Here is a 12,856-nt window from a genome sequence, read left to right on the forward strand (position 1 = left end):
CGCGCCCGGCGCCGCGGTCCTGTGAGGAGGACAGATGAACAGTCGCCTCGTACGGCCCGGCGACGATGTCGCGACCGTCGTGGTCGATGTGGAGGGGATGCTGGACCTGGCTGTTCTGCGGCAGGCCGCCGAGTGGCTGACGGAGCGGCACGGGGCGCCTGGCGCCGCCGCGCCGGTGGACGTCGTCGATCTGCGGACACTGCCGCCCGAGGAACGCTCCGCGGCGGCCGTCGACCGGCTCCTGGAGCGGATGTGGCTGCCGTACGACACGGCCACGCACCCTCTGGTCGCGCTGACCGCGCTCCAGGTCGACGAGGACTGGTACGCCGTCCTCGCCTCCGCGCACCGCGACCGCGTCGACACCCGCTCGCTGGACATTCTGACCGAGGAGCTGTGGCAGGCGTACGGGGCCTTCGCCGCCGACGCCCCCGAATCGCTACCGGCCGCGGCCCCGGCGGCCGGAAGCCAGGTGGGCCGGCCGGCCCGCCCGGTGCACCGCATCAGGACAGTGTCCACCGATCTGCCCGGGGCGACGGCGGCAGGGATCCGCAGCATGGCGCACGCGGCGGACGTGCCGTGCTCCGCCGTGGCCCTCGCGGCCTTCGCCGTGCTCCTGGACAGCGTGGGCGCCGACGTGCCCATGGACCGGGGGCGCGAGCACGTCATCGGCCTTGTCACGGACGAACGGCCGCGGCCCGGGCTGGACCGGGCCGTCGGTCCCTTCGAGGAGGCGCTGCCCGTACGGGTCGATCTGGCGGGCGACCCGCCCTTCGCCGACGTCCTCGACCACATTGGCAAAACCTTGGCCCTGGGGCCGGGCGGTGAACCCCCGGAGGAGGGCCGCGTAACGCTGCACTGGCGACGGGAGTTGCGCCTTCCGCACGTATCGGGGCTGGCCCTGGACGTCCTCGACCTCGGCGCCGCCACGAGCCGTTCCCCGCTGGAGTTCGCCTTTACGGAAAAGGAGTCCGCCCTCGGCCTGACCGTGGGATGGCGCGAGGATGTGCTCGGCGAGGACGCGGCCGACCGGATGCTCGACGCCCTCCGGAACATCCTGGCCAACGCCGTGGCCTCCCCGGGCGAACCGGTGTTCCGGCTGCTGCCGCAGGCCGGGCCGTCGAGGGCCCCGTCCGACCTCGAGACGCGCGTCGCCGCCGTCTGGGCCGCGGAGCTCGACGTCGACGTGCTCGACATGGACACCGACTTCTTCGAACTCGGCGGCAACTCGTTCCAGGGCGCCGCCGTGATCGGGCGCCTGCGCAGGGAGTTGGGCATCGACCTCCCCCTGCGCCACATCTTCGACCAGCCGGCCACGGTCGCGCGGCTCGCCCGGGAAATCGAGCGTATCCAGAGGGGACAGTGATCATGGAAAGTGATGTGCGCAGCCGTATCACCGACTATCTCTCCCGCTTCTTTCCGGTGGGAGAGCTGCGGCCCGAGGAGGACTTCTTCAAACTCGGCTTGGTGAACTCCTTGTTCGCCATGCAGATCGTCGCATTCGTGGAGCACGAGTTCGGCATCACCGTGGAGAACGACGATCTGCACCCGGACAACTTCCGGTCCGTACAGGCGCTGGATCTCTTCGTCAGCGGCAAGCTCAGCGCATCCGCCGCGCAGTGAGGGTCAGCGCGGGTCACCGGGCCGTCCGTGCGGAGTTCCGGGAGTTCACCGACCGTGTCATCGCTCCGTACGCCGAGGACTTCCACCGCGACCAGCACACCCCGGACGCGGTGATCAAGGCGCTGGCCGACCGCGGCTACCTGGGGCTGCCGATCCCCGAGGAGTTCGGCGGGGGCGGAGGTGACGCGGTTACGGTGGGGCTGCTCGCCGCGGAACTGGGCCGGGCCTGTTCGTCGGTGCGCAGCCTGTTCACCGTGCACACCATGGTGGCGCACGCGATCGCACGGTGGGGCAGCGGGGCGCAGCGGCGGCGGTGGCTTCCGCTCCTTGCCACGGGCGAGCGGATCGGGGCGTTCGCCCTGTCCGAACCCGAGGTCGGCAGCGATGCGGCGGGGGTCACCACGCGCGCCGTTCCGGACGGCCGTGGGTGGCTGCTGCGGGGCCGCAAGAAGTGGATCACCTACGGGCAGATCGCCGATGTGTTCCTCGTGATCGGGCGTACGGAGCAGGGGCCGACCGCCTTCCTCGTGGAGCGCGACACGGAGGGACTGACCACCGAACCGATCACCGAGCTGATGGGAATCCGGGCCTCGATGACCGCCGAGGTGCGCCTCGACGGGTGCACGGTGGCCGATGAGAACCTCCTCGGCCGGCCAGGCCTGGGGGTGTCCCATATCGCCGGAGCCGCCCTCGACCTCGGTCGGTACACCGTGGCCTGGGGCTGCCTCGGCATCATCGACGCCTGTCTTACGGCCTCCGTCGGCTATGCGGGCGGGCGCGAGCAGTTCGGCGCGCCCCTCAAGGAGCATCAGCTGGTCCGGCAGATGATCAGCCGGATGTTCACCGATCACCGGGCCACCGAGCTGCTGTGTCTGGACGCGGCCCGGCTGCGTGACGAACGCGCCCCCGACGCCCTGGCGGCCACTTCGCTCGCCAAGTACTTCGCGTCCACCGCCGCCGTGCGCTGCGCCTCGGACGCGGTGCAGATCCACGGGGCGAACGGCTGCGCCGCCGGCTATCCGGTCCGGCGTCACTACGGCGACGCCAAGGTCATGGAGATCATCGAGGGAAGTTCCCAGATCCACGAGGTCAATCTGGCGGAGTACGCCTTCCAGGAATTCTCACCGGGACGGCACCGGCCGGCCCCCACGGCGGAGAGGAGCGGCATATGACGGTCAAGTGCGTGGTCTGGGATCTGGACAACACGCTGTGGGACGGGGTGCTCCTCGAAGACCCCACGGTCCGGCTGCGCCCCGATGTCCCGCGGGTCATCGAGGTCCTGGACGAGCGCGGAATCCTGCACTCGGTCGCGAGCCGCAACGACGCCGGGACCGCCCGGGCACGCTTGCGCGAACTCGGCCTGGACGAGTACTTCCTGCACCCCCAGATCACCTGGGGCAGCAAGTCGGAGTCGCTGAAGGCCATCGCGGCGGCGCTCAACATCGGCGTGGACGCCCTGGCCTTCGTCGATGATCAGCCGTTCGAGCGCGACGAGGTCGCCTTCGCCCTGCCCGAGGTGCGGTGCTTCGACGCCACAGAGATCTCGGTCCTGCCCGACCTTCCCGAATTCCAGGTGCGCGACGTCACCGCGGACGCCAGAAACCGGCGGCTGCTCTACCGGGCCGACGAACGGCGCAAGCAGGCCGAGGAGCGCCACTCGGGGACGGCGGACGAGTTCCTTGCCTCGCTGGACATGACGTTCACCATCTCCCCCGCCCGCGAGGAGGACCTTCGCCGGCTCGAAGAGCTCACCGTCCGCACCCACCAGCTGAATTCGACCGGCTACACCTACTCGTACGACGAACTCGACGCGCTGCGCACATCACCGGACCATCTGCTCCTGATCACCGAACTGACCGACCGCTACGGCGGTTACGGAAAGATCGGACTCGCGCTCGTCGAGCGGACCTCGGCCGAGTGGACCGTGAAGCTGCTGCTGATGTCGTGCCGGGTGATGTCGCGCGGGGTGGGTTCCGTGCTGCTCAACCACCTGGTCCACGAGGCGCGCGGGGCCGGTGTCCGGCTGTTCGCCGAGTTCCTGCCCACCGATCGCAACCGGGCGATGTATGTGACGTACAAGTTCTCCGGCTTCATCGAGTCCCGCACGGAGGGGGACCTGGTGATCCTGGAGCACGACTTCACGAATCTGCAGGGCTTCCCTCCGTATATGAACGTCGTGTCCCGTTGAGATCAGGAGTCAGCGCCGTGCCGTCCGACACCCTGCACACGAGATTCGAGGCCGTCGCCAGGGCCCACCCCGACCACACGGCCGTCACCGGCACCGGCGGGCCCCTGACCTATCGCACGCTCGACCGGCTCAGCGACGAGCTCGCCGCCGCGCTCTCCCCGGTGCTGCGGGAGGACCGGCTGGTCGCGATACGGGTGGGGCGCGGGGCGCAGCTCCCCGTCGCGGTGCTGGGCGTGCTGAAGGCCGGTTGCGGATATGTGCCGGTGGACCCGGACTACCCGGAGGCCCGCCGGCGCTACATCCTCGACGACTCCGCGGCCCGGCTGATCGTCACCGACGGACCCTGCGACCCCGGTGAGGAGGCCGTGGCCACGGCCGGAGCCCTGACCGTCGCGGCCCGCCCGGCGGGTCTCGCACCGCGGGTGCCCGACGATGTGGCGTACGTCATCTACACCTCGGGCTCGACCGGTTTCCCCAAGGGGTGCGTGGTCCGCCACCACAACGTGCTGAGCCTGATGGACCACACGCGGCCGCTGTTCCGCTTCCGGTCCGCCGACGTCTGGACGCTCTGCCACTCGACGAGCTTCGACTTCAGCGTCTGGGAGATCTGGGGCGCGCTCCTGTACGGCGCGCGGCTGGTCGTGGTGGACAAGGAGACCCTGGCGGATCCCGATGCGTTCAAGGCTCTGGTCGCGACCGAGGGCGTCACCGTGCTCAACCAGGTGCCGTCGGTCTTCAGCCGACTCGACCAGGTGTCCGACAACGGGCCGGCCTGGCCGTCCCTGCGCTATCTGATCTTCGGTGGCGAGGGGCTGCAGTCCGAGAACCTGCGCGCCTGGCTGCGCCGGGGCATCGCGCCCGGGGCCGAGCTCATCAACATGTACGGCATCACGGAGACCACGGTCCATGTCACCTTCTGCCGGCTGACGCCTCAGCTACTGGAGTCCGTACGGCCGGGCGGCAGCCCCATCGGACGGCCACTGCCCCATCTCGAGGTGTCCCTGCGGGACGAGGACGGCAACCCCGCGCCACCCGGGACGCCCGGCGAGATCTGGGTGGCGGGCGAGGGTGTCTGCGCCTGCTACCTGGGCCGGCCCGAGCTGACGGCCGAGCGGTTCGTGGGTGGCGGGCCCGAGGAGGGAGGGGTTCGCCACTACCGCAGCGGCGATTGGGCCGTGCGGGACGCGGAGGGCGATCTGCACTACCTCGGACGCCGCGACGACCAGGTGAAGTTGCGTGGCTTCCGTATCGAGCTGGGCGAGGTGGAATCCGCCGTCCGTTCCTTCCCCGGGGTCCGCCACGCCGCGTGTGCCACGGAGGTCATCGCGTCCGGGTACACCATCCTGGTCGCCTATGTCGTGGACGCGGACGACCGGGCCCCGGTCGATCCGGCCGCGCTGAACAGACATCTCGCCGTGACGCTCCCCGCCCATCTGCGGCCCCAGCGGCTGCGGAAGATTCCCCACCTGCCGCTCGGCCCGAACGGCAAGACCGACAAGTCGGCGCTCGCCGCCGCTGCCACTGCCGCCGCTGCCGCCGTGGACGACGCGCCACGCGACCGGGCGCGGCGCGGCCGACGCCATGTGTATCCACCCCGGAGGACATGAATGAGGCCCGACCCATCCGCCATGGTCCTCGCGTTCGACTTCCCGGGCCGCCGGGTCGCGAGCGGCTTCGACCTGTTGTTCAAGCAACTCCCCGAAGTGGCACGTCGGTTGGTGACGGTCCCGGACGCGGTACGCCCCTTCACCGCCGCCTGCTACGTGGACGCGGCCGTATCGGCGGTCCCGGACGGGGCGGCCGTGCTGGCCGCCGCCTTCTGCTCCGCGGCTCCGCTGGCCCAGGACGCGATCGCGCACCTCGCCGAGCGTGGTGTCCCGACCCTGGGGCTGCTGCTCGCGGATCCCGTCGTCCCGGGCGAGTTCACCCTCCGCGACGCGCTGGTGAACACGGTGGGGCAGATCGGCCGGGACGATGTGGAGGACCTGATCGAGGCGCTGATCAGGGACAACACCCTGGACACCGAGCCGGAGCTGTGGCGTGACCGGGTGCTGCGCACCGTACGGGAGGCGTTGGCCGAGGCGCTGGGCTGTGCCACCGACGACGAGACCGTGGTGGGGCTGTCGGGCCGGTACACCGCCTATCTGGACTTCGTCCTCGCCACCAGATCCGCCGACTTCTCCCCCTACCCCGGCCGTTGTGTGGCCCTCTCCTCGACCGGCCATACGATGCCGCCCGACTGGCCCGGCCTGCCATCGGTCGGCCACCGGCAGACGGCCTCCGCCCGCCGGGATCTCCTGGGCTCGCCGGAGCTCAGAACACAGTTACTCGATCTGCTCGCCGACCCGCCATGCGTATGACGCCGGGGCGTCGCGGCCCGGCGACACTGCCGAAGGCGTTCCGGCGGATATGGGCCGCTTCGGGCGTTTCGGCGTTCGGCGACGGCGTCCATCTGGCCGCCCTCCCCCTGCTCGCGGCGAGCGTGACGCGCGACCCGGTGGTGATCTCCGTGGTCGCCGCCGCGGCCCGGGTGCCCTGGCTGCTCTTCGGCCTGATCGGTGGCGCGCTCGTCGACCGCTGGGACCGCCGCCGCACCCTGTGGATCTCGGACGCCGCACGCGCCGCGCTGCTCCTCGCGGCGGTGGCCGGTGTGTGCGCCGGGCTCATCGGCATCCCGCTGCTCATCGCGCTCGCGTTCTTCCTGTGCATCGGCCAGATCCTGTACGACACCGCCGCCTCCGCCTATCTGCCCGAACTCCTCGACCGGGACCCCGAGTTGCTCAAGCGGGCCAACACGCGATTACAGGGCACACAGACCGCCGTGAACGGTTTCCTCGGCCCGCCGGCGGGGGCCGCCATGTTCTCCCTCGGCCGCGCCGTTCCCCTGCTCGCGGACGCCCTGACGTTCCTCTTCAGCGCCCTGACCATCCGCTCGCTGCCGAAGACACCTCCCAAGCCACAGACCGAAAAAGGTCCGCTGCTCGCCGAAGCTCGGGCCGGGGCCGCCTACTTGGTGCGCAACCCCGTGCTGCTCGGGCTGTCGCTGCGCCCCGCCGTCGGAAACCTGGCCTTCGGCGCCGGCACGGCGGTCTTCGTCCTGTTCGCCCAGGAGGAACTGCACCTCGGCCCGGCAGGGTACGGACTGCTGCTGGCCACCGAAGCGGTGGGCGGTCTGGCGGGCGCCGCGCTGGCCGGGCGGCTCGCCGACCGGATCGGCATCGGGGGCGCGCTGACGCTGAGCGCCTTCCTCCTGGCCGGCGCCCAGTTGGCCCTCGGTCTCAGCGCCGGACCGGTGGCGGCGGGGGCGGCGATCGTCGTACGCGCCGCCGCGTTCGGCATCACGATGGTCCTGGGGCCTTCGGTACGTCAGGCCGTCGTGCCCAACGACCTCATGGGCCGGGTCTCCGCGGCCGCCCGGCTGATGGCCGTCGCCCCTGCCCCGCTCGGCGCGCTGCTGGGCGGCTGGCTGGCGACCGAGGCCGGGTTGCGCGCCCCGTATCTGATCGGTGCGGCGGTCCTGGCCGTCGCCACCCTCGGCAGCATGGCCATGACGACCAACCGCAAGATCGACGCGGCGCTGGCCCGGGCCTCGCCCGCTCCGCGCCCCTCCAGCCCGACAGCCCCCTGAATCGACCGTGTTGTACCTCTCTGACTTCTTGGAGCAGCGTGGACACATCAGCCATACCTGTGGACGGGCGAGCAGCGCGCCCGGCGGAGGGCCCACCCCATCTCGGCGGTGCCGAGGCCCATCGCTTCCGCACCGCGGAGCAGGTCGCCCTGAGCCCCCGTGGCGACCGCGTCGCCATCGTGGTCCGCTGGGCCGACACCGCGCGCGATCGCTGGACCACCGCGCTGGTCGTCCGGGACACCGCCGAGGGAGCCAAGGAGCCCGAAGCCGTCGTACCGGCCGGGGCGGACGCCCCCGCCTGGTCGCCCGACGGCAGGTGGCTCGCCCATCTCGTCCGGGAGCCGGGGCAACCCGGTGTCTCGCTGGCACTGTGGTCCGCCGTCGACCGCACCGTACGTCCGCTCGCCCGGGGCCTGCGGGCCGCCGGGCGCCCGATGTGGTCGCCGGACGGCACGCGGGTGGCCTTTGTCGCGGCCGAGGAAGACGGCGGCGAGGCCCCGGGGCGCGCTCCCCATGTCGTCAGGGACCTCGGCTACAAGATCGACGGCGTGGGGCTGGTGCCGAAGGCCCGGCGCCATCTGCATATCGCCGATATCGCCACGGGGGACGTCAGACAGCTCACCCGGGGCGGGTTCGACGTCCACGGCCCCGCGTGGTCGCCGGACGGAGCGGTGCTGAGCCTCGGGGTGAGCCGACCGGCGGGCGATGTCCCCTGGCCGCTCGCCGATGTGTGCCTCGCCGACGCCGCCACGGGAGAGCTGCGTCACCTCGTCGACTGGGGCGGCACGGTGGTGTGGACCGGCTGGACCCCGGAGCGTCAGATCGTCTTCGCGGGGCAGCGCCACCCGGGCCCCTGTCAGCATTCCAGCTTGTACCGCGTCGTGGACGGCCCGCACGGAGAACCCGTCGACCTCCTCGCCGGATTCGGGCGGCGGCTGGTCGCCTCCGCACGCGGCACCACACCCGCCGCGCTCTTCCTCGGCACCGGGGACTTCCTGTTCTGCGCACGGGAGGCCGGGGGCACCCGGGTGTACCGGGCCCCGGCGGGAGGCGGCCGGGCGACGCCCTGGTTCGGCGGCGACTCCACCGTGGTGATGGGCATGAGCGCATCGGCCGCCGCGGACTCCTTGGCCCTGGTCATCGGCGACGCACGCACCCCGGGAGACGTATATCTGACACCGACGGACGAGCCGGGGCCCCGGAAGCTCACCGAACTCAATCCATGGGCAGCGCGGTTCACGGTCACCGCGGCCGAGGACATCCGCTTCAGCCCACCGGGCCGCCCGGAACTGCACGGATACCTGCTGCGGGGGCGCCCGGCCGGAACCCGGGGACCCACGCTGTTCGACATTCACAGCGGGCCCGACTACGTATGGCGTCCCAGCCTCTCCCCGCGCCACCTCTACCACCGGGCCCTGGCGGCCCGTGGCTGGAACGTCCTGTTGCTCAATCCGCGGGGCAGCGACGGCTACGGCGAAGCCTTCATGCGCGCCCCGCTGGGCAGGCCGGGCTTCAGCGAGGAGGAGGACTTCCTGTTCGCCCTCGACCGCATGGTGCGCGACGGACTCGCCTCCGAAGGCCAGGTCGCCGTCATGGGCTCCAGCCACGGAGGGTTCATGACGAACTGGCTGACCGCCCGCACCGACCGGTTCGCCGCGGGCATCAGCGTCGCCGGCGTCGCCAACTGGTCCAGCCTGTACGGGACGTCGTCGCTCGGCGCGACGACCGCACCCGTCCTCCTGGGCGGCACCCCCCAGGATGCCCCGGAACGCTACGCCGCCAGTTCGCCGCTGACGTACGTCCGCGACGTCACGGCGCCCACGCTCCTGCTGCACGGCGAGGACGACCTCATGAACCCCATTGGTCAGAGCGAGGAGTGGTTCACCGCGCTGCGCACCCAAGGATGCGAGGTCGAGTTCGTGCGCTACCCCGGGAGCGGACATCTCTTCATGCACAACGGCCCCCTCGGCCACCAGGAGGACTACCGCCGCCGCGTCGTGGCCTGGCTGGTCGAACACGTCGAAGGGAGGGATCTCAAGTGAGCCTGCGAACCGGCACCGCATCGCTCTCCCTTGCCGATGTGGTGTGGCGGCGGGCGGGCGAGCAACCCGATGGCCTCGCCCTCGTCGAACTGCGCGACACCGGTGACGATCTCACCCTAAGTTGGCATGAACTCGTCGACTTGGCAGACCGTACGGCCACCGTGCTGACCGGTCTGGGCGTCCGGCCCGGCCAGACCGTGGTCGCCGCGCTCCCCAACTCCGCCGACCTCGTGACCGTCTCGCTCGCGCTCCTGCGCATCGGGGCCGTGGTGTGCCCGGTGCTCCCGAGCCTGCGCGAACACGAACTCGGCCATGTGCTGCGCCGCTCCTGCGCACATGTCCTGGTCGTACCGGAGTCGTTCCGCGGCCGTGGCCACCCCTGCGAAGTCAGCGCCATGGCGGAGGCGGGGCTGGCCCCGGACCTGCGTCACCTTCTCATCGCTCCTGGACACTCACCCGCGCCCTCGGCGACCGTGCCCGCCACGCACCGGCTCGCCGCAGGTGTGGCCGTGGCCAGGCCCGCCGGAGCGTCGGCCCGTCCGCCCGGAGCCTCTCCCCACGATGTCGCGCATCTCCTCTTCACCTCCGGCACCACGGGAGAGCCGAAGGGGGTCCCGCACCGTATGGACACGCTCAACCGGGCCGCCCTGCTCACCGCCGACCGACTCGGCCTGACGTCGCGCGACCGGGTGCACATCGCCGCGCCCATGGCGCACCACAGCGGGTTCCTCTACGGAATGTGGCTGTCCCTGCTGCTCGGCAGCGCCCAGATCGTGCAGCCGACCTGGAACGCCGATCGCGCGCTGCGGGCGTTCCGGGAATGGGGCGGCACCTTTATGCAGGGGTCCACACCGTTCCTGCTCGATCTGGTCGACGCGGTCGAGGCCGGTGCGACGGCGCCCGCCGCACTGCGTACGTTCGTGATCACCGGCGCGTCCGTACCCCGCGCTCTGCTCGCCCGCGCCCGCGCCCGCCTCGGCGTACGGGTCTGCGCGGCCTGGGGCAGCACGGAAACCTGCATGGCGACACTGTCCGCCCCTGAGGACGAACCGGAGTCGGTGGCGGCGACCGACGGGCGCCCGCTGGCGGGCGTACGGCTCCGAGTGACCGACGACTCGGGCGCCGAGCTCGCCGCCGGATGCGAGGGCCATCTCGAGATGACCGGCCCGCTCGTCTTCGACGGCTATCTCGGACGGGACGACCGGACGGCCGAGGCGTTCACCCCCGACGGCTGGTACCGCACGGGCGACCTCGCGGTCCTGGAGCCGTCCGGGTATCTGCGCATCACCGGTCGTGCGAAGGACGTGATCAACCGGGGCGGGGAGAAGATCCCCGTCGGCGCCATCGAGCAGCTGCTGGCCGCCCATCCCTCCGTACGCGAATCCGCACTCGTCGCGATGCCCGATCGGCGGCTGGGCGAACGCGCCTGTCTGTTCGTCGCGTTGTATCCCGGAAAGAGCCTCAAGCTCAGCGACGTCCAGGAATTCCTGGACGTCCACCGGGTGACCAAGCACTACTGGCCCGAGCGTGTGGAGCTCGTCGGTGCCCTGCCCCGTAATCCGGCGGGGAAGGTGCAGAAATTCCTGCTCCGTGATCGATTGCGACGCGAGTTCACCCCACCCGAAGGGAGCGCAATTCAGTGCTGACCAAACAGGACATGGTCGAACTGCTCGCCTTACGCGGAAAGGAACAGGAAGAGCTCTTCGCGCGGGCCCGACGGATCCGCGAAGAAGTCTTCGGCACCCACGTCGTCGTGCGCGGTGTGACGGAGATCGGCAACGCCTGCCGGGTCAACTGCGACTTCTGCCCCATGCGCCGGGACAACACCCGGGAGAACGACACCTTCCTGGCCGGGCCCGACGATCTCGTGGACGCCGCACGGGTCGTCAAGGACAACGGCATCAACGTCGTCTTCTTCCAGGCCGGTGAGATCCCTCAGACGACGCGTGTGGTGGGCGAAGCCCTGCCGCGGATCCGGGAGTTGTACGACGACGACGTCGAAGTACTGCTGAACCTCGGCAACAAGAAGCGCGGCGAGTACGCGTATCTGCGGGAACAGGGGGCGACCAGCTACATCCTCAAACACGAGACCAGCGACCCGGACCTCAATCTGCGGATGCGCCACGAAACCCTGGAGAGCCGGCTGCGCTGTCTGACCGATCTCATCGAGCTGGGGTTCAAGGTGGGCACCGGCGGAATCGTCGGACTGCCCGGTCAGACGCTGGCACATATCGCGGACGACATCGTCATGGCGCGGGAGCTGGGCACGCATATGTGCAGCTTCTCACCGTTCGTACCAGCGCCGCACACCCCGCTGGAGCACCTGGAACCCGGCGATGTCGACACGACGCTCAACGCACTGGCCGTCTGCCGCATCGTACGGCCGGACTGGCTGATCCCCGCGGTGAGCGCCCTGGCCAAGAACCGCAAGGACGGGCAGCGCAGCGGCTTCCTGGCCGGGGCCAATGTCCTGACGATCAACTTCACCCACGGGCGCAACGCGGACCGGTATCTCATCTACGGCAAGGAGCGCTTCGTCGTCCGCTCCGACCACGCCATGCGCGTCCTGGACTCGGTCGGCCTGGTTGCCGGCCGGTCCGTCTTCACCGGCCCCACGGCGTCCACGCCACGCCCCTGAGCGCGTTCAGATTCCGAACCGCGTACGGAAGAACTCGTCCAGGTCCGGGCGAGTGGCGGCGGAGCCGGGCAGCCGCTCCGCGCCGGGGCGCGCAGGCCGTCGAGGAGGACGGACAGCTGGCGGCCGGTGAGGTCGGCGGACAGGCCGCCGCCGGCGCCGTCCTCGGGGATCCGCGGGGGCAGCGGGACCATCATCAGGACCAGGTCGTATGTGTTCACGTCCGCCCGGAGCGACACCTCCCGCTGGGCCCGTGCCACCAGGTCGTCAGGTCGGCCAGCAGCGCCTCACGCGTGGCGACGAGCTTCGGCGCCACTGTCGACAACCTGCTCGCCTGCGAGATGATCACCGTCGACGCCGGGAGGTCCGCGCGGACGAGAAGGAGAACCCGGATCTGTTCTTGGCGCTGCGCGGAGGCGGCGGCAACTTCGGCGTCGTCACCGCCTTCGAGTACCGCGCCCACCCGCTGGGCCCGGACGTCGTCTCCGGCCAGATCGTCTTCCCCGACGACCAGGCCACGGCCGTCCTCGGAAGCGAGGCCAAGTACCGGCGGCTCGCGGAGATCAAGGCGGTGTGGGATCCGCGGAACCTGCTCCGCCACAACAACAACATCGCTCCCGCCCCAGCGCGTAGGAGCCTCCCCCGGGCGCCGCGGCCTCGACCGTCACCTGAGGCGCTGTCAAGTGGGATGCCACCGTCGCTCTGCCGCTTTGCTCTATAAACCGAACAGCTCTGCCGCAGAA

General features: G+C 70.9%; 11 protein-coding genes. All 11 read left to right on the forward strand.

The window, feature by feature from the left end:
- Positions 1-34: 34 nt before the first annotated feature.
- Positions 35-1,363: a condensation domain-containing protein gene (locus ACFV2X_RS15885; RefSeq protein WP_385616491.1), complete on the forward strand. Its 1,329-nt coding sequence runs from the start codon at positions 35-37 to the stop codon at positions 1,361-1,363.
- A gap of 2 nt (positions 1,364-1,365) precedes the next feature.
- Positions 1,366-1,620 (forward strand): acyl carrier protein, encoded by a 255-nt coding sequence (locus ACFV2X_RS15890; RefSeq protein ID WP_385616493.1) that lies wholly within the window; start codon positions 1,366-1,368, stop codon positions 1,618-1,620.
- Positions 1,617-2,792 (forward strand): acyl-CoA dehydrogenase family protein, encoded by a 1,176-nt coding sequence (locus ACFV2X_RS15895; RefSeq protein ID WP_385616495.1) that lies wholly within the window; start codon positions 1,617-1,619, stop codon positions 2,790-2,792. The genes ACFV2X_RS15890 and ACFV2X_RS15895 overlap by 4 nt, the downstream gene beginning before the upstream one ends.
- Entirely contained in the window at positions 2,789-3,808 is a 1,020-nt protein-coding gene (locus tag ACFV2X_RS15900) for an HAD-IIIC family phosphatase (protein WP_385616497.1), read from the forward strand. The genes ACFV2X_RS15895 and ACFV2X_RS15900 overlap by 4 nt, the downstream gene beginning before the upstream one ends.
- A gap of 17 nt (positions 3,809-3,825) precedes the next feature.
- Positions 3,826-5,415, forward strand: a complete 1,590-nt coding sequence (locus tag ACFV2X_RS15905; protein ID WP_385616499.1) for an amino acid adenylation domain-containing protein — start codon at positions 3,826-3,828, stop codon at positions 5,413-5,415.
- Positions 5,416-6,168: a hypothetical protein gene (locus ACFV2X_RS15910; RefSeq protein ID WP_385616501.1), complete on the forward strand. Its 753-nt coding sequence runs from the start codon at positions 5,416-5,418 to the stop codon at positions 6,166-6,168.
- Complete coding sequence (locus ACFV2X_RS15915) at positions 6,159-7,436, forward strand: MFS transporter (RefSeq protein ID WP_385616503.1); 1,278 nt, start codon at positions 6,159-6,161, stop codon at positions 7,434-7,436. The genes ACFV2X_RS15910 and ACFV2X_RS15915 overlap by 10 nt, the downstream gene beginning before the upstream one ends.
- 38 nt (positions 7,437-7,474) lie before the next feature.
- Positions 7,475-9,478: a prolyl oligopeptidase family serine peptidase gene (locus ACFV2X_RS15920; protein WP_385616505.1), complete on the forward strand. Its 2,004-nt coding sequence runs from the start codon at positions 7,475-7,477 to the stop codon at positions 9,476-9,478.
- Entirely contained in the window at positions 9,475-11,124 is a 1,650-nt protein-coding gene (locus ACFV2X_RS15925) for an AMP-binding protein (protein WP_385616507.1), read from the forward strand. The genes ACFV2X_RS15920 and ACFV2X_RS15925 overlap by 4 nt, the downstream gene beginning before the upstream one ends.
- Entirely contained in the window at positions 11,118-12,116 is a 999-nt protein-coding gene (locus ACFV2X_RS15930; RefSeq protein WP_385616509.1) for a radical SAM protein, read from the forward strand. The genes ACFV2X_RS15925 and ACFV2X_RS15930 overlap by 7 nt, the downstream gene beginning before the upstream one ends.
- Positions 12,117-12,513: 397 nt before the next feature.
- Positions 12,514-12,834, forward strand: coding sequence for a BBE domain-containing protein (locus ACFV2X_RS15935; RefSeq protein WP_385616511.1), 321 nt, complete (start codon positions 12,514-12,516; stop codon positions 12,832-12,834).
- Positions 12,835-12,856 lie beyond the last annotated feature (22 nt).

It is taken from the genome of Streptomyces sp. NPDC059679 (assembly GCF_042734105.1).
Classification (GTDB): Bacteria; Actinomycetota; Actinomycetes; order Streptomycetales; family Streptomycetaceae; genus Streptomyces.

Coding starts and splice junctions, on each gene's coding strand:
- ACFV2X_RS15910 (WP_385616501.1), top strand. CDS start 5,416: ATGAGGCCCGACCCATCCGCCATGGTCCTCGCGTTCGACTTCCCGGGC.
- ACFV2X_RS15915 (WP_385616503.1), top strand. CDS start 6,159: ATGCGTATGACGCCGGGGCGTCGCGGCCCGGCGACACTGCCGAAGGCG.
- ACFV2X_RS15890 (WP_385616493.1), top strand. CDS start 1,366: ATGGAAAGTGATGTGCGCAGCCGTATCACCGACTATCTCTCCCGCTTC.
- ACFV2X_RS15900 (WP_385616497.1), top strand. CDS start 2,789: ATGACGGTCAAGTGCGTGGTCTGGGATCTGGACAACACGCTGTGGGAC.
- ACFV2X_RS15885 (WP_385616491.1), top strand. CDS start 35: ATGAACAGTCGCCTCGTACGGCCCGGCGACGATGTCGCGACCGTCGTG.